General features: G+C 55.5%; 15 protein-coding genes. 8 read left to right on the top strand and 7 right to left on the bottom strand.

Translation table 11 applies throughout. The features are described 5' to 3' along the window. Positions 1-38 precede the first annotated feature (38 nt). On the top strand, positions 39-869 hold the full coding sequence (locus tag DRET_RS13385; protein ID WP_167317796.1) for a glycoside hydrolase family 26 protein: 831 nt from the start codon (positions 39-41) through the stop codon (positions 867-869). Here the strand turns inward: DRET_RS13385 and DRET_RS07570 are convergent. Then, positions 808-1,674, bottom strand: a complete 867-nt coding sequence (locus DRET_RS07570; protein WP_015751947.1) for a PilZ domain-containing protein — start codon at positions 1,672-1,674, stop codon at positions 808-810. The genes DRET_RS13385 and DRET_RS07570 overlap by 62 nt on opposite strands. 184 nt (positions 1,675-1,858) lie before the next feature. On the opposite strand from DRET_RS07570, the gene DRET_RS07565 reads away from it, so the two are divergent. Beyond that, positions 1,859-2,524, top strand: a complete 666-nt coding sequence (locus tag DRET_RS07565) for a DUF2238 domain-containing protein (protein ID WP_015751946.1) — start codon at positions 1,859-1,861, stop codon at positions 2,522-2,524. Between the two features lie 321 nt (positions 2,525-2,845). Here DRET_RS07565 and DRET_RS07560 read toward each other — a convergent pair whose 3' ends face one another. Both DRET_RS07560 and DRET_RS07555 read right to left on the bottom strand, forming a co-directional pair. Continuing rightward, positions 2,846-3,685: a CvfB family protein gene (locus DRET_RS07560; protein WP_015751945.1), complete on the bottom strand. Its 840-nt coding sequence runs from the start codon at positions 3,683-3,685 to the stop codon at positions 2,846-2,848. A 494-nt stretch (positions 3,686-4,179) separates the two neighbouring features. Further along, the gene (locus DRET_RS07555) at positions 4,180-5,637 is read right to left on the bottom strand and encodes a protein adenylyltransferase SelO (RefSeq protein ID WP_015751943.1); all 1,458 of its coding nucleotides are present in this window, start codon (positions 5,635-5,637) and stop codon (positions 4,180-4,182) included. Between the two features lie 809 nt (positions 5,638-6,446). On the opposite strand from DRET_RS07555, the gene DRET_RS07550 reads away from it, so the two are divergent. Next, positions 6,447-8,192 carry a sensor domain-containing diguanylate cyclase gene (locus tag DRET_RS07550; RefSeq protein WP_015751941.1) on the top strand — a complete coding sequence of 582 codons (1,746 nt, stop codon included), beginning with the start codon at positions 6,447-6,449 and terminating at the stop codon, positions 8,190-8,192. Between the two features lie 286 nt (positions 8,193-8,478). Here the strand turns inward: DRET_RS07550 and DRET_RS07545 are convergent, their stop codons facing one another. The 3 genes from DRET_RS07545 to DRET_RS07530 all read right to left on the bottom strand — a co-directional run bounded on the left by DRET_RS07545 (position 8,479) and on the right by DRET_RS07530 (position 12,093). Then, a complete protein-coding gene (locus tag DRET_RS07545; protein WP_208595892.1) occupies positions 8,479-8,874 on the bottom strand; it encodes a YkvA family protein in 396 nt (131 codons plus the stop codon). Between the two features lie 327 nt (positions 8,875-9,201). Further along, the gene (locus DRET_RS07540; RefSeq protein ID WP_015751938.1) at positions 9,202-9,900 is read right to left on the bottom strand and encodes a DUF554 domain-containing protein; all 699 of its coding nucleotides are present in this window, start codon (positions 9,898-9,900) and stop codon (positions 9,202-9,204) included. Between the two features lie 735 nt (positions 9,901-10,635). Beyond that, positions 10,636-12,093, bottom strand: a complete 1,458-nt coding sequence (locus tag DRET_RS07530; RefSeq protein ID WP_015751937.1) for an MltF family protein — start codon at positions 12,091-12,093, stop codon at positions 10,636-10,638. Positions 12,094-13,084: 991 nt separating this feature from the next. Here DRET_RS07530 and DRET_RS13010 point away from each other — a divergent pair. After that, complete coding sequence (locus tag DRET_RS13010) at positions 13,085-15,460, top strand: methyl-accepting chemotaxis protein (RefSeq protein ID WP_015751936.1); 2,376 nt, start codon at positions 13,085-13,087, stop codon at positions 15,458-15,460. A gap of 637 nt (positions 15,461-16,097) precedes the next feature. On the opposite strand, the gene DRET_RS07520 is transcribed toward DRET_RS13010, so the two are convergent. Further along, the gene (locus DRET_RS07520; protein WP_015751935.1) at positions 16,098-17,168 is read right to left on the bottom strand and encodes a cytochrome c3 family protein; all 1,071 of its coding nucleotides are present in this window, start codon (positions 17,166-17,168) and stop codon (positions 16,098-16,100) included. A 377-nt stretch (positions 17,169-17,545) separates the two neighbouring features. On the opposite strand from DRET_RS07520, the gene DRET_RS07515 reads away from it, so the two are divergent. The 4 genes from DRET_RS07515 (at position 17,546) to istB (ending at position 22,178) form a co-directional block, all read left to right on the top strand. Beyond that, on the top strand, positions 17,546-18,895 hold the full coding sequence (locus DRET_RS07515) for a sigma-54 interaction domain-containing protein (protein ID WP_015751934.1): 1,350 nt from the start codon (positions 17,546-17,548) through the stop codon (positions 18,893-18,895). A gap of 295 nt (positions 18,896-19,190) precedes the next feature. Beyond that, complete coding sequence (locus tag DRET_RS07510; RefSeq protein WP_015751933.1) at positions 19,191-19,826, top strand: IS110 family transposase; 636 nt, start codon at positions 19,191-19,193, stop codon at positions 19,824-19,826. 97 nt (positions 19,827-19,923) lie between these two features. Further along, entirely contained in the window at positions 19,924-21,423 is a 1,500-nt protein-coding gene (gene istA, locus DRET_RS07505) for an IS21 family transposase (protein WP_015751455.1), read from the top strand. After that, positions 21,420-22,178 (top strand): IS21-like element helper ATPase IstB, encoded by a 759-nt coding sequence (istB, locus tag DRET_RS07500; protein ID WP_015751454.1) that lies wholly within the window; start codon positions 21,420-21,422, stop codon positions 22,176-22,178. The genes istA and istB overlap by 4 nt, the downstream gene beginning before the upstream one ends. Positions 22,179-22,552: the final 374 nt, after the last annotated feature.

The raw sequence follows: 22,552 nt of genomic DNA, 5'->3' as shown, positions 1-22,552 counted from the left end.
GAAAATTGGGCGCAGTGCCCTGTCTCACTTGGGAACCCATGTTCCACGAACAGGGGCGTGAACGCATGGTGCAGGCTGAGGCCATTTTCCAAGGAAAGTATGATCCCTATCTTCGCGCATTCGCCCAATCCGCTGCTGACTGGGGGGATCCTTTTATTCTCAGATTCGCTCATGAAATGAACCTCGCACGCTACCATTGGGGCACGAGTCGGCAGGAGTACGGGCCCGAAAGTCCGCGTTTGTACCGCAAGATATTTCGGTATGTAGTCGATGTTTTTCGGGAGCAGGGCGCGGAGAACGTCCTTTTCGCGTTTTGCCCTAATGCGGAATCCGTACCCAATGCGAGCCACGACCCCGCAGCGGCTTGGAACACCATTGCCGCCTATTATCCCGGACATGAGTATGTTCAGGTTTTCGGTGTCGACGGCTACAACTGGGGACGCACCCAGAAGAAGCAAACCCATGGCTGGACCAGTACGTGGCGCAGTTTCCGGGATATTTTTGTCCCGGCCTTGCGAGAATTACGTGGGATCCATGACCAGAAACCCTTGATTATATTTGAAACCGGCTCGGCCCGGGATGGCGGGGATAGGGATCAATGGTTGGTCAATGGCCTGCAGGTGGCGCAGGAATGGGGCATTCAAGGCCTGAGTTGGTTTCAGGTGGACAAAGAAGTCAATTGGCGGTTGGAGTGGGGGGACATTCCTGAATCCGGGCCGTTGCTTCGTCAGCTCACCGCTCCGGCTTGGCCGTGGATGGAGGGATTAACAGCAGGAAAGACAAAGATGCCCCGCGAGATGGAGCAACCTACGCACACCTGTCCTGACAGGGCATCTTCGCCGGAGAACCGGGGTGGAAGTTCCGAATAAGATTCTGGAGATAGAGCATGATCAGTGTATTGTAGTTGATAAACAATTTTTGTTCCAACGCTTTGATCGCTTTGAGATACAGATCCACTTCCTCCACACTGAGTACGCGGGAAAAAAGTTCGATAGCGACTTCCGGGGTCATTAGTCTGTTTAAATCATCCAAATCGAGGATATGGGAAAAGACTTCCTCCTGGTTTTGGGCATCACGGACGCGTGCATAGAGTTCCATAAGGGCGTTATAATTGGTCTGCACCTGCGCCATGATTTCTTTAAGCACGACGTCGCTAAACGTTGCATACTCTTCTCGAGTGATCACAGCAGTGCGGTAAAAATACGCGTCGAGATGGCGTAAATAGATGCCGAGCCCCTGTTTGACCAAGGCGCTGTCACCCAGAATCTGTACCAGTAAAGGCTCAATCGCGGCGAAATCGTGCAGCTCAACATTGATTGCCCGCGATTCCAATGAGATATGTACTGGATAAACAAGGGGAGTCGGGGCGTCTAAGGCGATCCCGCAGATTTGCGCTTCTGTGGCCGCATCCCATTTTTGCCAAGCTACCACGCCGGAGGCGTGCATTTGTTTCTCGAATTGGAAAGGGACCTGGAGATGGATGGATTCTCCAGGGGTAAGAATATCCCGGAAGACCGCCCATCTGGGCAGGGCGATTTTGAGACCCGTGGCGCTAATATCCTGAATCAGGTACTGAAACGGTTGATAATCGCTGGCCCTGTTGCCCAAAAACGGTAAGACTGCTGAGGTTATACCGTGCCGGGCTTCTCGGCGTTGCTCAGTTTCATTCGTCATATTTTGCGCCTGCACTGTGAAAAAAAGATCGGGGGGTAAAAATGATTGCTTCCTCCCGGGGCCGCTTGGGACGATCCGGAGCATTCGTATTGCCCGAACCGGATACCAATTTCCCCCTCATCGCGCAACAGCACGTTTCCCAGTGCTGCTGTGCTGGGTTCAATTTTGCCAAGTGATATATCCTATGCGACCATATATAATACACCGCCGGCTGACTTGTGTTTTGCAAGCCATTCTGGCCATCGAAATCGTCTTTGCTATCTGGGAGCAACAATGGCTCACAGCGGTAATCACGCTGGGGATCAGCGGTATTACCCTCGGCCCGTTTTTTGTGCGTAAATTTTTCCGCGTCTGTATTCCCCCTGAATTCGTCCTTCTGGGGATTACCTTTGTTTTTGCCTCCCTTTTTTTGGGCGAAGTCCACGGATACTATTCACGCTTCTGGTGGTGGGATATCGCTCTGCATTCCGGGTCGGGATTCGGTCTCGGTATTATTGGCTTTCTCTTGGTTTATGTCCTGAATGAAAACGAGAATATCGGGGTGCACATGAACCCCGGTTTCGTGGCCCTGTTCGCGTTTCTTTTTGCCGTGGGTATCGGCGCGTTGTGGGAAATATTCGAATTCAGCATGGACAGTCTCTTGAAGACAAATATGCAAAAGGCCATGCTCGGCGACCCCTCCGGGCTGACCGACACCATGTGGGATTTGATCGTGGACACCTTGGGTGCGCTGCTTATCTCGGTGCTCGGGTATGGGTACATCAAGACGGCCCAAAGCGAATCTTTCCTGGAACGCTGGATACACGCCTTTATCTCCAGCAATCCCCACCTGTTTAATAAGTCCCGCTAACGCAACAAGACGCACCGCTTGGCAACGACGACGCTTTTGGACGTTGTGTGGCCACAGGGACCTGTACAGCCCTGGGGGCACAACATAGGAACCGGGATCAAGTGTCCAGGGAGGTGTTCCCTCTTTCGGGGGGCGGATAGTGGAGGGCGCATGGCGTTCGCCCTTTCGTGTGGGTGGACCGAAGAGGGGCGTGCGCCACACGCCCCTACGGGTGGGATCGGGTGGTGCTGCGTTTGCTGCGGGGGCGGATCACGCCAAGGTTTGAGGCTCCACATGCACATCTGTGCAGAATGTGGGCGCAGGCAGCTAATGGGGCAGCTTTTATTCCGCCTTGGTGGCCAGATAGAGCCCATCTGACTCGATCCTGACGCGGCGGGCTTTGTACAAGGCCCCAACGGCCTGTTTGTAGGTCTTCTTGCTGCACCCAAAAAGGCTTTGGATGCGCTGCGGGGAGCTTTTGTCCGTGACCTTGAGAACGCCGCCGTTGTGTTCCAGAACACGCACAATGGTTTCCTTGGCTTCAAGCACCTTGTCGTAGCCCGGTTTCTGGAGGCTGAGATCGATTTTGCCATCCAAGCGCAGTGATTTGACGTACCCTTTGATTTGCTGCCCAATTTCGAGGGGCTCATAGACTTCATTGGCATAGAGCAGACCGAAGCAGAGTTTGTTGATCACAGCCCTGTACCCCACCTCGGAGCGGTCGGTAATGACCAGATCCACCTGCTCTCCTTCCTGAACACCAACCTGCAAGGCGCTGAAATAGCGATCCAGTTTCGTGGAGGCGAAAATCCGGCGTCCGGAGGTATCCAGGTCCACATAGACCAGGTAGCTCTGCCCCTTGCGCATGGGTTCCTGCTGTTCGTTTTTGGGAACAAGGAGGTCCTTCGGCAGCCCCCAGTCCAAAAACGCTCCCACCGGATTGACATCAATCACTTTGAGCCGGGCCAGGTCCCCGACTTGGGCCAGGGGGGTCGTGGTTGTGGCAATCAAGCGGTCATTGGAGTCGTTGTAGAGAAAGGCCTGGACCTGGTCCCCGACATGGCACTCCTCAGGCACCTCCCGGGAAGGAAGGAGGATTTCGCCGAGGCCCCCGCCGTCGAGGTAGACGCCAAAGTCAACGTGTTTGAGCACGGAAAAGGTGTTTATTTGTCCAATATTCATCAGTAATTTCTATTCCTTTTTGGTTCTGCTGGCAATGCGGGCAGCCCCTGCAGCCAAGCAGGGTTCTGGGCTGCAGGGGTAAGAAAAAACGTTCCCGGTTTGCCCAGAAGCTCTGGTGGAGAGTCCCGGCAAAAAGCTTGGCCTTTATACGCACTTAGCACAGTGGGCTAAGGTAATTGTCATTATTCAACCACCCCTTGCGTCCCCTCCTTGCTAAGGAGGTGGGTTCGTAACCGTCTGATTTAACGCTAAATATTCGATTCCGGTCGTTGGCACACAGGATAGGTGTACTGTTCATTGAACAAATACCCTCGGTTTTCTCCATTCCCCTCCTTGGCAAAGGAGGTTGGGGTGATGATTCTGAAACCTTATATTTTCAGTACGTTATAGCGCCACTGTGTTAAGAGTGTGCCATGCTCAGGTCAAAAAGAGGGGAGGTACTACCGTCTTTCGGGTGGTGCCTGCGTGCTGCGTAAGAATTTTCCAACAGGTCATCAGGTCCCGCAAAACGTAGCCTGGACCATCTCCTCCGGTCTGGGAGCTGCTCGGTAGCTGCTGCGTCCCTCTTGTTCGTGAAATGGGGTTTGCAGTACCTCGTTCATCTCATGAAAGGGGCTGAAGTCACCCCTCCGGCCAGCTTCAATAACCTCTTCGATCTTGTGGTTTCTGGGAATAAACACGGGATTTACCTGGTTCATTCGTTCCTGTATGGCCGTGACTTCCAGGTCCTGCTGGTGAAGGCGCTCTTGCCAGAGGTTGTAAAACTCCTGGAAGGCCTCGGTCTTTTTGAAAGCCCCCCAGCCTGCCTCCTGGTCCACCAGGGGCGCCAGGGCGCGAAAGCTCAAGGTGTAATCGAGATGCTCGGCTTCCAGATAGCGGAGCCACTTTTGGATAAGCTCGCGGTCGTTGGGGCGTTCGTAGTCAAATATCCCCAATTTTTCCAGCATCTTTATTGTATGCCTGTGTTCGAAAAGGTCCTGAAGGGCTTCCAGTTCCTGGTTCCATTTCCGGAGTTCGTCTTCTGATATGTCCTGGTGCAGAAGAAGCAGGCAATTGCCGAATCTGGAGAGGTTCCAGAGCGTGATCTGGGCCTGGTTGGAGTAATTGTACCTGCCGAATTGGTCGATGGAGCTGAAGACCTGATCGAACCGGAACTGGTCCATGAAGGCGCAGGGCCCGAAGTCGATGGATTCTCCGGCGATGGACATGTTGTCCGTGTTCATCACCCCGTGAATGAAGCCCAGCGCCATCCAGCCGGTCACCAACTCGACCTGGGTCTGTCCCACGTTGCGGAAAAAGTGCAGATCGGCCTGAGGATCGTTTTGAATTTCGGGATAATGCCGTTGGATGGAGTACTCGGTCAACCGCTTGAGATTGTCCACGTCCTGTTTGAAAGCAAAGTATTCGAAGGTGCCGATCCGGATATGGCTTGAGGCGACCCGGGTCAGGATAGCTCCGGGAAGCGGGGTTTCCCTGCGTACCGTTTCCCCGGTCTTGACCGCGGCCAGGGAACGAGTGGTGGGCATGCCCAGATGGTGCAGGGCCTCGCTGACAATGTATTCCCGCAGGACGGGACCAAGGGGGGCCTTGCCATCGCCGTTTCTGGAAAAAGGGGTTCTCCCGGAGCCTTTGAGCTGAATGTCAAACCGGTGCCCGGCAGGACCCACCACTTCTCCCAGCAAGAGCGCCCGGCCGTCTCCGAGTTGGGGCACGAAGTTGCCGAATTGATGGCCGGCATAGGCCATGGCAATGGGCTCGGAGCCAGGGAGCAGGCGTTGGCCGCTGAAGATCTCCGCCAATTGCGTGTCTGATTGGTTTGTGTCCTGGGCCCCTAATTGTCTGGCCAAATCGCTGTTGAAGGTGATGAGTTCCGGTTTGGGGACCTGGGCCGGACTCACCCGTGTATAGAAGGGGTGTGGAAGACGTGCGTAGCTCGTATCAAATTGGAACATGCCCTGCTCACTTATTATATGGTTATCCATCGTTTGTCAGGTAATCATGAATGGTCCTCCCGCAACTGCTTGTTGGGTTCTTTTATGCTAAGGCCCTGGAAAGATGAATAAAAAAAGTAAGAATAGTTCTCAGGTTTATTGAGGGAGTTCATTTTCCGTGGACTGCACAGGATACCTGTCTGTGCACGTGTTTCAAGTCCAGTTCGAACACTGTAGGGGCGCATGGCGTGCGCGTGGGATGGCAGACCGAAGACGGGCGTGCGCCACACGCCCCTACGAGTATGATTCGTTTGGTGCTAGGGAGTGCCGGTTTCGGTTGGCCGGGGCACACGCGAAGGCGGGATGGTGCGGTTTTTAGTGGTGCCGTTTGCTGGAGCACGGGTTGCCCCGGTCGGTGGGATGGGCGTTGTCCTGGTCGAACACTGTAGGGGCGCATGGCGTGCGCCCTTTTGTTCGGTCGGGCCGAAGACGGGCGTGCGCCACACGAGGGTGACTGGGGGTGGCGCTGCAGAGAGGGATTTCGGCGGCCTCGCATTTCCTGCGCTCGTTGGCAATGCCGGTTTTTTGAGCTGCGGGTGGTGCTGGTGCTCTGGAGTACCATCCATTTTTCTGCCCACCCGGTGTTCAATTTCATTTATAGATTCCGGGGAGTAAAAAATGGGCGTATAATTTTTGGTTCGTTGACCCTGCAAATGCATTTCGTGTAATGGCTATGAATGCGGAGATGGCAAAAAAGTTTTGCGATGTTGGGACCGGGGAGAGTGGAATTATCTGGGCATCGAAAAACCGATTGCCAAGGAGTGGATTCGATGAAGGCAGGTAATCCCGTGCAACAGGGGAGGGCCTTGGACACACTCAGATCAGCTTTGGCCCGAGTCAGCGTCGGCGCCATGATTACCGATGCCCAATTGGAGCCGACTGGCCCCTGCATCGTCTACGTCAATCCCGCTTGGGAACGGCTGACCGGGTTCTCCGCTGAGGCGGTAGTGGGCAGTACGCCGCACATTCTCTATGGTCGGGAAACTTCCGCCAATGCCCTAGATGATTTACGCGCCTCATTGAAGGAAGATGGGACAGCCCAGTCCGAGACGGTCATATACCGGCGTGATGGGACGCGCTTGAACATGGCTGTCTCCATTTCCCCGCTGTGCCTCTGCGGTGACGGGGTTGACCATTACTTGGCCCTCCAGTGGGATGTGACCGCCCATCGTGAGACTTGCGCCCGGAATCGCGATCTGGAGGCTCTCACTCGGCTTCAACGAGCGGTGATTATGGAGAATCTGAACATCGATTCTCTTCGGCAGCGAGTAGCGAATGGGGCTCTTGAGGTTACTGGCGCCCACGCAGCTGTTGTGGAGGAGGCCGAAGAAGGGGAAATGGTCTATCGGGCCGTGGCGGGGATGGCTGAAGGGCAGCTGGGTCTGCGTTTACCTATAGACCAGTCAGCCTCAGGGCTGGCCTATCGAAGCAAAGAACCTGTTCTGGTCAGGGATGTGGACCGCGACGATCGCATCCAACTCAAGGCCAAGGCCCGAGAGATCGGCTTTCTCTCCGGTATTATGGTGCCTCTTGCCCAAGCTGGGCGCATTTTTGGGGTGCTGAAGGTCTACGCTAACCAGGCGGATCATTTTCATGAGCGGGATCAGTATTTTCTGGAGGTGGCCTCAGGAGTTCTGGCCGCCAATTTGCACAAGGCGGCAGAGTACGCCTCCTCGGAGCAGCGCCGCACCTTGTTGCTTGACGCCCTCCCAGCGATGATCTCCTATGTGGATTCGGATCTTCGTTATCAGGAAGTTAATGCGGCTTACGAACGTTTTTATGGCCTGGGAACGGAGAGGATTTTGGGCCGTAAAATTGAGGATATCCTTGATCCCGAGATCTTTAGCAACTTCCGGCCGTATTGGGACGCGGTCCTGCGTGGTGAGACGGTAAGCTATGAGCGGGAGATTGTTACCCCAGCGGGAGAACGCCGTATATTTCAGGGGGACTACCACCCCCATCAAGATCATCAAGGCGAAGTGTTTGGCTTCTACGCCATCGTCCGTGACGTCACAGATCGCCATCAGGCCCAGACGGATTACCTGACCGGCCTCCCTAATCGGCGGAGGCTCGAGCGAGATGGTTTCCTCCAACTCACCCAGGCGCATCGCTACGATAAGGATTTGAGTTTCATGATGATCGATTTGGATGACTTCAAGAGCTTCAACGACCAATTTGGTCATCTATACGGGGACGAAGCGCTGAAAGCCGTAGCCGAACTTCTCCGGTCGGCAAGCCGGGACGCTGATATTCCCGCCCGCTGGGGCGGTGAGGAGTTCGCGTTGCTGCTTCCTGAAACTGATCTGGACGGAGCCAGGGAGGTGGCGGAACGTTTGCGAGCCCGGGTGGCGACCCTTGATTTTGGCATGGGCCGATTTGTGACCGCGAGTTTGGGCGTGGCTCAGGCCCGGGCTGAAGACGATCTTTCTGCACTCCAGGACCGGGCAGATCAGGCCTTATATAGAGCTAAGATGGCGGGGCGAAATCAGGTAGCTGCCGAGATCAAGGCGGGCTAAAGGCGCCCCAGATACTTTTGCGGTCGCTATGCACCCGTAGTGAGAAAGCCAAGTAAACAGCGTCATCAAGGGAAGTAGCCAGGCCGGCTCCTGGCGGTCCGAAAGAATGCCAGTGGAAGGCTTTGTGTTGGTGGCCAGAATGGTCATATCGCGCAGCTCGGCTCGATATCGGGATCGCAATGGGTGTTCACTTCTCTGTCTTGGATTTTTCGTCCTGCTTCCTGGTTTCATTTAACTGATACCTGCAAGATTTATTTTCTCGAATTTCCCCCTCCTGACGCTGTCCTCACAGCGTTTTTTTCCATTCTTTATACGAGGCGAGGTCTTCGCCGGCCATATCCAGGGCGAGTTTGATGACCAGGGCGTCATCGATATAGCCGAGGCCGGGGATAAAATCCGGGATGAAATCGATCGGGCTGACAAAATAGATCACAGCTGCGACCACGGCAGCGATGATTTTCCACGGCACGGCTTTGTAGTTGCCGTTTCGATAGTCCCAGATGAGTTGGATCATGGTCTTGATATCATCCCAGAGCTTTTCCAGGGCGCCAGGCGGATCCCCGTCCAGGCTGTCGACCTTCTTGCGGCCTTTCTTGGAGGCATATTCGAGATCGTTGCCGTCCACATTGTCGATGTCCTCGTAAAACCGTTGCTTGGCTTTATCCTGTTGTTTCTGAGTCATTCCCATAACTGTCCTCCGGCTCTATGGCGTGGGATGAAGAGGTTTCCGGTTTTGAGAGTGGCCTGGTCCAAATGCGGCTCTAGGTCCGTCGTAGCCGGTAGCAACACGAGGGGGGAGCGCGCCTGGCTGGTGGCACCACTGCCAAGACACTTTTCGCACGACAGCGCCTTTGGCTCAAGCGTCAGGGGAGGCTGGAATCCCTCGGGTCGCGAGGGCTGCCGTTCGGGGCCGGAAGATTCAACCACGGAGTTGGAAGATTCAGCCATAGAGAGCACAGAGGGAATGCCAACGGCTTCTAGTTAAGGTCGTCTGCGGTAAGCTGCAGTATTACAGGGCCCGTAGGATCTGGGCCAGCCATTGCAGCGGTCCGACCATGACCAGGGCGGGCAGCAGGTTGGCGATGCGGATTTCTTTGATTTCTAGGATAATCAGGCCGATGCCTACAATGAGCAGTCCACCGGTGGCCGAGAGCTGATCGATAAGGGTCGTGGAGAGCACGTTTTCCAGTGAACCGGCGCCGATGGTGATGGTGCCTTGATAGATCAGGACCGGGAGAGCGGAAAACAGGACCCCTGACCCGAATGACGAGGCCAAAGCGATGCTGGCAAAACCGTCCAGGATGGCCTTGGTGTATAAGATAGTCGGGTTGTTGCGGATGCCTTCCTCGATGGAGCCCACGATGGCCAAGGCGCCGATACAAAAGATGAGCGAGGCCGTGACCAGGCCGTCGGTGAATTTGGGATTGGCCGAACCGAGCCGCTTTTTCACGCTGTTGCCGAGGCGGTCAAACAATCTGTCCAGGCGCAGGAGTTCGCCCAGAATACCGCCGAGCAGGATACTGAACAGTACGACGATGATGTCCTGGACCTTGAAGGCCATCTGGAAGCCGAGCAGAAGCACTCCGAGACCAAGACCCTGGAAGACGATACTTCGGAACCGCTCAGGAAACCGGCTGTGCAGGGCGCATCCGATAAGCGAGCCGAGCACGATCGCTCCGGCATTCACGAGTGATCCGATTGGAAGCATGGTGTCCTCTTGGGGCGTTGTTGAGGGGGGGGGAGATGGTCTGCATGGGCGCGAGAAACTCCTCCGAGAGGCTCTCGGCCGGGGACCGTTGCCGCTTGTGTCCATACGTGAGGGTCAGGGCGAGTGCAAGGGGAAGAGGGTGAAGATGGAGGAGGGGAGACTGACACCGGAAGCCCGCGGCGACAAGATATCCAAATCGGGATCGGGATCGAAATCGATTTTTGAGTTATCAGTTATCAGTTATCAGTTATCAGATTTCTGAGACCGCCAAAACGCAATTCCTGGATTGTCCTTCTATGGACGCCAGGCGACTGAAATTGGGAAGTGTTACGTTTTATGTTTTAAGTATTAAGTAATTAAGAAAATTGAGGAATCGAGGAATTGAAGAATTAAGGGATTGGAGGATTGAAGAACGAAGAATTCAGATCCATCAGTCAAAAGCCAGGCAGGCGCCTGGCGGTCCCGGGGAAGGGAAGACGGAGGACAGAGTACAGTAGACGGAAAACAGGAAGCAGAAGGCAAAAAACAGCACATGGCCTGGAGGATTGTAAAAAATGCAAATTTTTTCGTGAACAATGCCGTTCGAGTCCAAATCGGGATCGGGATCGATTTTGCATCCGCGAAGTCTTCCAGTTTCCCCCCATTGTCTAGACAAAATTGGGGCCCAGTTCAGATCGAAGCCCTCTAGCTCTGGGAGGGGGAGAGAGCCTCCCGGCAACTCCCCACCCCACGCTCTTAATTACGTATAAGTGTCTGATACAGCACGTAGTACTTGTTGATATTGCTCACATACCGCACTGTTTCCTGCCCGATGATCCGCAAGGCCGCGAGTTCCACATTGCGGAACCATCTATCCTTATTGAGCCCCATCTCCGCAGCCAGGCGGCGTACCTTCCGGATTTTGGCCGGCCCGGCATTGTACGCGGCCAGGGCAAAACGGATCCTGTCCCGCGGGCGAAGGTCCCCGTCCGAATAGTACCGGTCGATGAGAAACCGGAGATATTTGACGCCAGCGTGGACGTTGTTGTTGAGATTCTGGACGTTGGGAATGTCGATTTTCGGATCACTGGCCGTGGAGGGGAGTACCTGCATCAAGCCCACGGCTCCGGCGTCGCTTCGGGCGTCGTGCTCGAGTCCGGATTCTTGAAAGGCGAGTGCGAGGAGTAAGACCCAGTCGAAATTGTATTTGTCCGCGTAGTTCTGGATGACGGACTTGTACTGTTTGACCTTGTTCCACTGCTCGATCTCGATGGGATTCTTCAGTTGGTCAGCCTTGCTGTAATAGCGGTTGAAATAGATGTTGCCGAGCAGGGTCCCTTTTTTGTGGTCCTTGAGGTAGGCATTCAGGCTTTGTCGCAGTTTGGGGTTCTCCTGGCGCACCATCCAGGCGATCTGTGCTCCCTCGCGCAGGACGAGATCCTCGTGGATGCGGATGTCTGGCAAGACTTTGGACCAGGCCTGGGCGATATGGCTGTCGGCCACGGTTATGCCCAGCGCGCCGCTGTTGACCATTTCCAGGATGCTTTCGGTTTCCAGATTTTCGCTCAAGGCGGTGATGTCGACCAGCTTGCGAGCGTCTTCTTTGAGCCTGTCGTTGAGGCGCTGCAAGCTTTGAAAATAACTGCTGCTTTGGCGAACAAAGACTTCCTTGCCGCTCAGGTCGCTGAGGTGTTCAAGATCCCGGATGGACGCATGGGTGACCACGACCTCGTCAATACCGGAGAGGTAAGGGGTAGTGAAATCGACCTTCCCACTTCGCTTTGGGGTGACGGTCAACCCGGCGGCAGCGATATCGCCATAGCCTTCCCGGAGTCCGGGGATCAATTCATCCCGGGCCACGGGAATGAATTCCAGGACGATCTTCAGGTCCCGGTTGTCGAGATTGCTGTTCAGGAAATCCTGGTACCCTTTGAGCAGGGCATATTCGTAGCCGACGAGGTGCCCCTCGGCGATAAAGAAATTGGTGCGGTTCACCGTGGTCAGGACGCGAATGTACCGCTTGTCGATAAGGCCGGGCAGATCGTCTGTGGAGGTTTCCTGTATGTGGGCGTCGAGGGGAAGCGTGGCCTGCGCAGTCTCGCTGGTGTGTTGCGGTGGGCCGCTTTTATCAGCGTCCTTTGTACTGAGAACATACGTCAGGCCGCCGAGAAGCAGAACACCAAGTACAATCCAACCAACTTTCATCTTCGGCATTTTTGTTATTTTCATAGTTGAACGTATAGCGGATTCTACCGTGGGAGGCAAAGCCGCAAGACAGTGCCGGCGGATGGGTTGTAAGGCTCAGCAATTCCAATCGAAATTGATTTGAGGGTTTCCGATCCCCCATCACGAGGAGAAGAGCTGTGACGGTGTTTGGCGGTCCGAAAGATGCCATCCGACGACGGGGCGGTGGGCGGAGCTCCATAACCGAGCAACCCCGGTTGAACTCCACATCGAGGTCGGAGTCGGCTTTGAAGCCACTGCTCCAGATATTTTCTTGGACCCCGATTTCCGATATCTGCTACCTGAAAGATCAATCCTGGTTTCGATTCCGATCTCGATTTGGAAACGATGCTAGCTTACCGAATTGTACCCAATGTCTAATGGGCACTGTCCTTAGTCATCCACCACCTGTCCCCGTGCGGTTCCTCCTTATTGGTTTCTGATAGGACAGGGAGTACCCAGCGTGCTTGTTCATTTAAGCACAAAATGAATACAGCGTTGCTGTCACAGGAGATGATTATCCAAGCTTGACAGCGTGGGGATGTGGCCCATAAATCCGACCAAAATACTAGGAAAATAACGGGGATGCCGGAGCTAAGAAAAAATATTCTTGGGCCGCTTTGTGCTAAACTTCTCAAAGTTGAACACCGAAACCATGAGAGAGGGTTTTTTTCAGGACTCACAAGCCGGTTTCAGGCCGGGCGCAGATTTTGGGCGAAGAAGGAGCGCTGCGCCGAAGATGTGTGCCACGCCGGGAGGTGCAAGCCTTTGAGCAGGCCGTTGCAAATCTGCCAATGGCAGCAAAGCTGCAAAACGTCCAAACTCGAACGAACTGGTACGTTCGCTGCGACCTTGAACGTTTTGTCGACGTCCCTTGGGATTTTTGAACAACCTGCACTTGAAGGATTTTTTCACCATGCAGTTAGGAAGACTGCAATAGAGAGTTACGTGACATCGACAGCCAGGCAACGAGGGAGGGAGCATGGCAAGTACGTCAACGGTGGGGCAGCGCGTCGGCAGAGGGTTCGGCGTGGTCATACTGGTCCTGATTGTATTAGGAGTGTTTGCATTTACAGGAATCTCCGGGCTGGTGGACGACGCCCGGGAGATGATCTTCGGGAACAAACTGCGGGCGGTGATGACGGAGAAAGAGGTCGACCATCTGAATTGGACCGCCGCGGTCAGTACTTTTCTCACGAATTCCAAGGTCGACTCGCTGGAGGTCCAGACCGATCCGCACCAGTGTGCTTTGGGGCAGTGGCTTGACAGTGCGCAACGGGACAAAGCCGTAGAGGCTGTGCCCGGCCTGGAGCAGGTCTTCAACGACATAGCGGGGCCGCACCAGACGTTACACACCACGGCGGTGGATATTTCCAAAAAATACACTGAAGTGGATCCCAAATTGCCGGCCTTTCTGGTGGAAATGCAGACCGCGCACATGCGTTGGGCCGACGAGATCCAGGACACGCTGCTGGCCAACGAAGTTCGCATCGAGGTCCAACTTGATCCCACGCAGTGCACCCTGGGGCAGTGGTTGCAAAGCGACGCGGCTCAGACCGCGTATACGCGTGGGAGTTCTTCGTTTCAGGCCACCTGGGACGAGCTGGTGGCGGCCCACAAACGATTGCATGAGTCGGCCAGGGAGTTGACCGGGATGTATGCCCAGGTTCACCCTGGCCTTGAAGAATTGCTGCTTGAAAAGAAAAGCAAGCACCTGGAATGGGTCGGCACTTTGTCCTCCAAAATCGTGCGCCTGGATCCGCATCTCGGGCTGCAGACCGATCCGGAGCAATGCGGCTTTGGGCGGCTGCTGGACTCCGAGCGCTGGGACACATTCGTCGAGTCGTTTCCAGAGCTGGAGTCGATTTTTGCCCCGGTTCTGAGCGCCCATCAGGATCTGCATGCCTCGGCGCAAGAAATTGCTGCTATCCTGGAGGACGACGCGCTCTCGGATCAGGCCCGTTTGCGCAAAGCCCAGGCGGTCTTCGAAGACGTCAGCCAACCCTCCATGACCCTTGTGGCCCGGGCCTTTGACCGGGCCATCAGCCAGGAGGACAAGCTGGTTCAGGCCCGGCGGAAGGCGGAGGCGTATTTTTCCAGCCAGGTTTTGCCGCTTCTGAACACGGTGCTTGGGGACCTGCGGACGCTTCAGCAGAAGGCCGAGGCTGAGTTGGCCGGTTTGCGCGAGGCCCGTCGACTTTTCGCTCAAAAGGCCATGCCGGCCCAGCACGAGGTGGTTACGCATCTGCACGAAGGAGAAGATCTGATCGCGGCCAACCTGATGACCGAGGCCGCTTTACTGGGCAAGGCCCGTGATAACAAGGTTCTGCTCGGCAGCATTGTGGTCCTGGGGATTGTATTGGCCATCGTGCTGGCTGTTTGTATCGTCCGCGGTGTGGTGCGGGCCCTGCGACCGATCACGACGCAGCTGGCTCACGCCGGAGCGCAGACCGAGTCCGCGTCGCGCCAAGTGGCCTCGGGGAGCGAGTCCCTGGCCCAGGGCGCCAGCGAACAGGCCTCCAACCTGGAGGAGACCTCCTCGAGTCTGGAGGAAATGTCGGCTCAGACCAAGCACAACGCCGACAATGCCGATCAGGCCGTGAATGCGGTCGAGGAGACCATACAGAGCGTGGATAACGGTGTGGCCTCAATGGAACGGATGAACTCGGCCATCAACCAGATCCAGGAATCCTCGATCGAGACATCGAAGATCATCAAGACCATCGACGACATCGCGTTTCAGACCAACCTGCTGGCACTTAATGCCGCGGTGGAGGCGGCCCGTGCCGGCGAGGCGGGCAAAGGATTCGCCGTGGTGGCCGAGGAGGTGCGCAATCTGGCCAGGCGGAGCGCTGAGGCGGCCCAGCACACCGGAGACCTGCTCAAGAAAGCCCAGGAACACGCCTTGAACGGTGTGGGCGTGGCCGATGAGGTTTCGGAGCAGTTGGAGTCGATCAAGACCAGTTCTCAACGGGTCAATGAATTTGTGACCGAGATTGCCTCGGCCTCCAAAGAGCAGGCCCAGGGCATCGATCAGGTCAACACCGCAGTGGCGGAGATGGACACCGTGGTTCAGCAAAATGCCTCGGATTCGGAAGAGTCGGCGAGCGCCGCCGAGGAGTTGGCCACTCAGGCCGAGGAATTGCAGCGTATAGTGGGCGATTTGGTGGCTCTGGTGGGCACGAAGGGTGAAGGAAGCGGGGCCCCGACTGGCAAACGGTCCCGTTCAACCGACGATCCTGCTTTGCAAGCAACACCACGTCAGTCCCAGAGGAACCCCCGTTCTCGGCATGCGCATGCTGAGCAGGACTCCGATTCCCTCATTTCCCTTGAGGATAAGGACCTGCAGGACTTTTAGCAGGCTGGTACAAATCTCCCAATGGCAGGAAAGCTGCAATACGTTCAACCCCGTACGAACACGTGCGGGGTTGAACTTTTCGGTTCTTTGACGGATCCTGTGGATTTTTGGAGTTTGCCGTCTCTTCTGTGTGCCCACTTTCGGCCCGGTATTTTCTAAATCCCGCCAAAGGGGGATCCTTGCCCCCTCCGGACTCTCAAGAGGAACAGAACTCCAGGTGTCGAAGATGGCCCTTGTTGCATCGGAATCCGCCTGGGAGCATTCAGTTCGCGGTCCGGTTTCCCCCTTTTGGCGGGACCAAGAAAATGTGCGGGCCTTTCGCTCGAAGCACACAGAAGAGACGGCAAACTTTTGCGTCTGAAATTCCATGCCCTGTGACGAAGAGCCAACTTTTTTGTGCCGTCCCTGGCGGGTGGTGCACGACCTGCGTTATATGGGTTTTTTGAACAGGGAGTTCGGAGTTGGGTGATTTAACCATAGAGTTGGAAGATTCAACCACAGAGGGAACAGAGGGCACAGAGTGGGGAATAGATTAGGCTAAGGGAATAAAGAAGGGCAGGTATCCACGTCGCAGCGCAACACAAACGGCCGGAGAACCACGTGGTTTTCCGGCCGCTTGCGTATGGCAGGAGGACGATCATTGTCCGGTGTAAACCTGTTCCATGTTCATCATCTCCAGTTCGTCGTCGGTAAAGGGCTCAGCGTAGACCGCCATCTGGACCAGCGGTTTGGCTGGCGGCTCAAACGGCGTCCACTGTTCCCCGGCTTTCTCCAGAAAAGTCCAGTTGATCTGGTCGGGAACCACCGGGATGACCCCCTCGAAAAAACTGAGTTTCCCGTCCTTGTAGGTGGAGGCATTGAACGACTTGCCCGCAGCCAACTCTTTGAGGGCCTTGGAGGAGTGGCAGCTTTCGCATTTTCGCCCCTGCTCGGTCACTGAATGGGTGAAATAGGGAACGTAGGCCACGAAGGGGTAATTATCGGGGCCAACCAGCGTCTGCATGGTTCCACTCATGAATTTGCCGTTATATTTGACAAGCAGCAGGAAATCCTTGGTTTTGGTGACCATGCTTTTTGGTTTGCTCTTGGTCTTTTGCAAAACACCGAAATGGCAATTGTAGCAGGTCATGGAGTTTTCCACGTGGCAGGCTGTACAGTCGAGTTTGCCGCTGTGGACCATATGCGATTCGGTCGGGGGGATGGCCGGATAGGTGGTGCTGTCCTCGGTGTGGCAATTTGTGCAGGCCGTATCCATTGCCCCTGGCGCGCGCATGCTTTCATAGCAGGTTCCATCACCGTGGACTTCCCTGGCTGAATGGCAATCCGCGCATTGCATGCCGGCCTTGATATGAACGCCGAGGGAGTTTCTGGCGGTGTCGATCCCGATGGTGGCCTTCTCCCGGGCGTGACATTTGAGACAAGTCGAGGATTGCCGTGCCTTGGCCGTGGAGTACGCAAAGCCCTCACCGGATTTTTCAAGATGGCAATCGTTGCAGGAGGTGGCATGGCAATTTTTACATCCCAGGTCCTTGTAGGGGACATTGGTGATGGCGCTGAAACCGTTGTCCGCGTCATACCAGGTGGCCATGCCGCGGGTGGTGTGGTGCAGGCTGGTTCTGAAGCAGTCCTGCTGCTGGTCGGACTGCACCGGCCAGACACACAAGAGGAGAATGCCGCAGGCCAGAATAAAGATCGATTTGCCTTTCATATTTCCTCCTTTGTGTGAACACGGTCTTGTGTGGCGGCTTACGGCGATCCGCCTTCAGGAAGTATACAGTTGGGATTCCAAGAATCATGCCGTGTACGGCACCGGTCTGGTGTTTTCGAATATTCTGAAAATACAGTGAAAATTTAAGTAGCGGAAAGTATGGGGCGTTCAAGGAAAGCGAATCGGCGCAGGTTTGCGACGGCATGTCGCGCAACAGGCACTCGAGTTGAAACAAAATGTTTTGCCCTCTTGTGGTGCTGTGGTAGAAGGAGACAACTCAAAGAAACGTTGTCGGTGGTGGTTTTCGGGGCTGCACATGGAGCGCAGCAGCGCTCCGGTTTCGGATTGTCCCCATCACTGTGAGGCGGGGCAGGTCTATGGCTGATGCAGCGCATCCGGAAACGTCGTACCAGTGGATATTGAATAGCCTGGCTACAGGGGTTTTCACCGTGGACGACAGGTTCCGGATCACGTTTTTCAATACCCAGGCGGAGACTTTGACCGGCTATTCCCGGGACGAGGCAGTGGGCAAGCTGTGTTGGCAGGTTTTTCAGACCAGTCATTGTCAAAACGGGTGCAGCCTGAAAAGGGCAATGCAGGAGGAAACCCGGATTTACAGCACTCGGCTGCAGATGAAGAGCAGGGACAATATCCAGATCCCGGTCGCGGTGACCGCTGCCGTGCTCCAGGATGATGTGGGCCGGGTCATCGGAGGAGTGGAGTCGTTTCAGGACGACCGGGAGCGGGTGGCCTTGGAAAAGGAGGTCACTGGGGCGTTTGGGCTGCAGGATTTCATCACCGCCCATCCCCCCCTGCGCAAGCAGTTGCAGCGTCTGCCGGTCCTCGCCGACGCGGACAAGCCCCTTCTCATTCAGGGGGAGACCGGTGTGGGCAAGGATTTTCTGGCCCGGATCGTTCATAATATCAGCGTGCGGCGCCAGGAGCCGTTTCTGAAAGTCAATTGCGCGGCCATCCCGGAAACAATGCTTGAGTCGGAACTCTTTGGCTGCAAGCGGGGCGCCTTCACCGATGCCAGGGAGGACCGGCCGGGGAAGTTCCGTCTGGCCCAACAAGGGACGATTCTCCTGGACGAATTGGGGGAATTGAGCCCGGCCATGCAGGCGAAGCTGCTCCAGGTCATTGAAGAGAAAGAGTATTTTCCGCTTGGGGCGACCCGAATGGAGACTGTCCGGGCCCGGGTCGTGGCGACGACGAATTGCGATCTCCAGGAAATGGTCGCTGGCGGACGTTTTCGCAAGGATCTGTATTATCGGTTGAAAATGTGTGAAGTGATCATCCCGCCGCTACGGCAGCGAAGCGAGGACCTTCCGCTACTGATCGAATGTTTTCTGGAACGCGCGGCCCGGCTCAATCGGCGGCGGTGCCCCCGGCTGACCGGCAAGGTGCAGCGGGTGCTGCTGTCGTACAGGTATCCGGGCAATGTGCGGGAGATCAAAAATATCATTGAATATGGTGTGCTGCTCTGCGGCGAGGCGATCACTCTTGAGGATCTGCCGGAATATATCCGGGAGGGGGGCAGTGAGAGCGCTGAGACCGGTGGCGATGTCGCGAATGGAGCCGGCCAGCTCGCTTGCGCGGAGAAGACCATTTTGTGGAACGCGTTGCAGGAACACCGCTGGCAGATCCAGGCCACGGCTCGGAGTCTGCGCATGAGCCGGGCGACGCTGTGGCGGAAAATGAAGAAGTACGGGTTGTCCAAGAAATAGGGGGGAAGAGAGTGGTAAGTTTTAAGTTTTAAGTGTTAAGTGTTAAGTTTTAAGAGTTTAAGAAAATTGAAGAATTGAGGGATTGAAGGATTGGGGAATTCAAGAACAAAGAGCTTAAATCCATCAGATGAGAGCCAGGCGTGTAAATGTTCCTGGATGATTTTGAGTTTTAGGGGTTTAAAAAGATTGAAGAATTGAGGTAGGATGAGAAGGCTGGACCACCTGACGAGCTATAGCTTAGAGCTATGCTCACCAAAACAACGCAGTCATATGCTGCAAACCAGGAGGCCCAGCCATGAAGTGCCATTTAGCAAATCATACCATCGGTGTCGATCTCGGTGACAAGCAGAACGTCGTATGCGTGTTGGACTGGAACGGGGACATTGCCACCACCTTTAAGGTGACCAATACCAAGACTGCGATGCGTAAACGGTTTGCTGCCTACTCAGGAGCCTTTGTTGCCATTGAGGCGGGGACACACTCTGCCTGGATTAGCCGCCTGCTCAAAGAGCTTGGTTGCGCAGTTGTCGTTGGCAACCCTCGCAAACTCCGCTGCATTTGGCAGGAGCCGATCAAAACAGACTTTCGCGACGCTGAGATGTTGGCCCGGGTGGCCAAGATGGATCCCAAACTCTTGCGCCCCATTGAGCACCGAAGCGCAGATGCACAAGCCAGGCTGGCCATACTGCAAGCCCGCGATGCGCTGGTAAAAAGCAGGACCTCTCTTATCAACCACGTTCGAGGGACCGTAAAATGCGCCGGGGAACGCCTGCCGAAATGCAGCGCCGCCAGCTTCCACAAAAAAGCACCGGAGCATATCCCCAGTGAACTCAAAGCAGCCCTGCTGCCGTTGATAGAACAAATTGCCAATTTCACTGAAGGGATAAAAAAATACGAGCACGAAGTGATGATTGTGATAACCCAAAACTGACCAGGTAGCCCGGGGTGTGATCACCGAAATTTGACCACCTCCAGCACCCCCTTCATCTTGGGAAAGCCAACTCAATCCAAGATGGAGGAAAGGAGGTATGCTGAAGGTGGAACAATTTGAATTTATCCGTACCAGCTATCGTGTCTATGGTCTGTCCATATCTGAAATCGCCCGGAAAACCGGGCACTCACGAAACACGATACGCAAGGTCCTACGCAACGAGCACAGCGGCTATGCCGCCAGGAAGCAGCAACCGATGCCGGCATTAGAGGGCTTTGCGGGGGCCATCGATTCTTGGCTTGAGCAGGACAAGCAAAGGCCCCCAAAGCAGCGGCATACCGCGAGGCGGATCTTTCGCCGGCTGGTCCATGAGCACGGTTTCCAAGGCTCAGAGCCGGCAGTACGGCGCTATGTGCGCCAAGCAAAAACTCGAATCGGTCTTGGGGCAAAGGGGGCTTTTGTCCCCGCAGAGCCGGACGCGGGCCTGGAAGCCGAAGTGGACTGGGGCGATTTCAAAGCCTACATCGCCGGAAAACTGACCCCGCTCAAGCTCTTCTGCATGCGCTCCAAGTATTCCAGCACAAGCTTTGTGCGGGCCTATCCAGTCGAGCGGCAGCAGGCCCTTATTGATGCCCACATGCAAGCTTTTGCTTTTTTCGGCGGTGTTTTCCCCACGTTGATCTATGACAACATGACCGCTGCGGTCCAAAAGATTCTCAGAGGCAAAAAGCGCATTGAACAGGACGGCTTTGCCAAATTCAGAGCCCACTATACCTTTGATGCTGTCTTTTGTAATCCTAGGGCAGCGCATGAAAAAGGCGGTGTTGAAGGCCTCGTGGGCTACGCCCGACGTAATTTTCTCACCCCGGTGCCTGATGTTGATTCTCTCCAAGAACTCAATGAGTCACTGTTGAGCCAGTGTCTCCTCTATAAAGAGCAGCATATCGTCTCCGGGCAGGAATATACCGTTGGTCAGCGTTTTGAGCATGAAAAGCACCGGCTCCTGGATCTGCCTGCTCAGCCCTACAGCAACACCATTTCACAGTCGGGCAAAGTAAACCATTATGGCACAGTCATATCGGACAAAAACCACTACTCCGTGCCCTCCCGGTATGCGGGGCTGAAAGTCCACCTGAGCCTCGGCGCGCAAAAGGTCGAGGTATTTTACGATGGACGCCGCATTGCCTGCCATGACCGCGTTTACGGGAACAACAAGTGGGTGCTTGACCCTGATCACTACCTGGATCTGTTGCAAACGCGTCCCAGCGCCTTTAGCTCGGCCAAGCCCATCAAGCAGTGGCGTGCTGAGTGGCCGGCAAGCTTTGAACGGCTCCTCCAGCGCTTACGGCAAGCACAGGGGATAGGCAAAGGCACCAAGGACTTTATCAGTGTGCTCAAGCTCTACCGCGAGCATGCATCCGAGGACGTCGAGCGGGCTGTCCAGCGCGCTCTGGAGGCGGGCGTTAGCAGCGGCGAAGCCGTGAGGCACCTTCTCCGGCCACAAATCCCTGAGCCTGTTAGCGGCCCCGTTCCAGGGTGGAGCAGCTTTGTCCCTGCGGATATCTCAGTGTATGGCGAGCTCGGAGGTGTATCATGAACCCCGCGGTCAGCGTCACCCTCAAGGAGAACCTCCAGAGCCTGAACCTCTCCCAGATGGCCAAGGAATTGGAGTCCTTTCTGCGGCAGGCTCGCGAATCGGGCATGGACTATGCCGAGCTGCTTTTGCAGATGACTGACCATGAAATGCGGATTCGGGCTGACAACCGGCTCAAGCGCCGCCTCAAAGAAGCCAAGTTCCCTTTGATCAAGACCATAGAGGGGTTTGACTTTGAGATCACTGCCGACCTGGACAGGCGGCTGATCCGGGAGCTTTGCAGCGGCGAATATGTCAAAGAGCACAAAAACGTAATCTTCCTGGGCAAAAGCGGTACAGGCAAAACCCATCTGGCCACAGCCCTTGGTGTGGAGGCCTGTCGCCAGGGAGTCCGCACTCGATTTGTCACAGCCTGCGGCCTGGTCAACGAACTCATCGAGGCCCGGCAGGAAAAGGATCTGCAGCGCATCCTCAAGCGCTATGGTCGCTATGGGCTGCTCATCCTCGATGAGCTGGGGTACATACCCTTTTCCCAGGAAGGGGCGGAACTGCTGTTTCAGGTGCTTGCTGAGCGCCATGAACGCGGTTCTGTGATCATCACCAGCAATCTCGGCTTTGGGGACTGGACCCAGGTTTTTGGCGACGCCAACCTGACAGCAGCCCTTCTTGACCGGCTCACCCACAAGGCCCACATCATTGAGTGTTCTTGGCAGAGCTACCGGCTACAGGAGGCGCTGCAAGGCCAGGCAAACAACTAAGACCGGCCGCTTCCCCACCCCCGGGGGTGGGGAAGGCTACCCTGAAACAACCCCAGGGGGGTGGTCAAATTTGCGTTATCACGCCTGGTCAATTTTGGGTTGTCACTACGAGCTAGCACCAAATAAAGTCTCATTCGGAAGACTGCGGCAAATTCCTAGGCCTCTTTGCTTGCCGGCAAAACCACACAAGGCCGCAATTGAGGTGGCAGCTTCCACCAAGCGAATAGTACTGAGACACCGGATCAAATGGCAACGATCCTCGAAGAGTGCGTATGGAAGTGCGACTTGCTTGGGACTATAGGGCAATACGGTGGTCCGCCACGTCGGACGTTGACATGCCTTCTCATGGAAGGAATTGAAGAATTGGGGCATTT

The sequence above is a fragment of the Desulfohalobium retbaense DSM 5692 genome, from assembly GCF_000024325.1.
In the GTDB taxonomy this organism is placed as follows: domain Bacteria; phylum Desulfobacterota; class Desulfovibrionia; order Desulfovibrionales; family Desulfohalobiaceae; genus Desulfohalobium; species Desulfohalobium retbaense.
The sequence above is the reverse complement of the archived record's forward strand: the minus strand, read 5'-3'. Positions and strand labels throughout refer to the sequence as shown.

Bases quoted from the DNA above. Each gene is read 5' to 3' on its own strand.
- DRET_RS13385 (WP_167317796.1), top strand. From the start codon at position 39: ATGTTCCACGAACAGGGGCGTGAACGCATGGTGCAGGCTGAGGCCATT.
- DRET_RS07570 (WP_015751947.1), bottom strand. From the start codon at position 1,674: ATGACGAATGAAACTGAGCAACGCCGAGAAGCCCGGCACGGTATAACC.
- DRET_RS07565 (WP_015751946.1), top strand. From the start codon at position 1,859: ATGCGACCATATATAATACACCGCCGGCTGACTTGTGTTTTGCAAGCC.
- DRET_RS07560 (WP_015751945.1), bottom strand. From the start codon at position 3,685: ATGAATATTGGACAAATAAACACCTTTTCCGTGCTCAAACACGTTGAC.
- DRET_RS07555 (WP_015751943.1), bottom strand. From the start codon at position 5,637: ATGTTCCAATTTGATACGAGCTACGCACGTCTTCCACACCCCTTCTAT.
- DRET_RS07550 (WP_015751941.1), top strand. From the start codon at position 6,447: ATGAAGGCAGGTAATCCCGTGCAACAGGGGAGGGCCTTGGACACACTC.
- DRET_RS07545 (WP_208595892.1), bottom strand. From the start codon at position 8,874: ATGACTCAGAAACAACAGGATAAAGCCAAGCAACGGTTTTACGAGGAC.
- DRET_RS07540 (WP_015751938.1), bottom strand. From the start codon at position 9,900: ATGCTTCCAATCGGATCACTCGTGAATGCCGGAGCGATCGTGCTCGGC.
- DRET_RS07530 (WP_015751937.1), bottom strand. From the start codon at position 12,093: ATGCCGAAGATGAAAGTTGGTTGGATTGTACTTGGTGTTCTGCTTCTC.
- DRET_RS13010 (WP_015751936.1), top strand. From the start codon at position 13,085: ATGGCAAGTACGTCAACGGTGGGGCAGCGCGTCGGCAGAGGGTTCGGC.
- DRET_RS07520 (WP_015751935.1), bottom strand. From the start codon at position 17,168: ATGAAAGGCAAATCGATCTTTATTCTGGCCTGCGGCATTCTCCTCTTG.
- DRET_RS07515 (WP_015751934.1), top strand. From the start codon at position 17,546: ATGGCTGATGCAGCGCATCCGGAAACGTCGTACCAGTGGATATTGAAT.
- DRET_RS07510 (WP_015751933.1), top strand. From the start codon at position 19,191: ATGAAGTGCCATTTAGCAAATCATACCATCGGTGTCGATCTCGGTGAC.
- istA (WP_015751455.1), top strand. From the start codon at position 19,924: ATGCTGAAGGTGGAACAATTTGAATTTATCCGTACCAGCTATCGTGTC.
- istB (WP_015751454.1), top strand. From the start codon at position 21,420: ATGAACCCCGCGGTCAGCGTCACCCTCAAGGAGAACCTCCAGAGCCTG.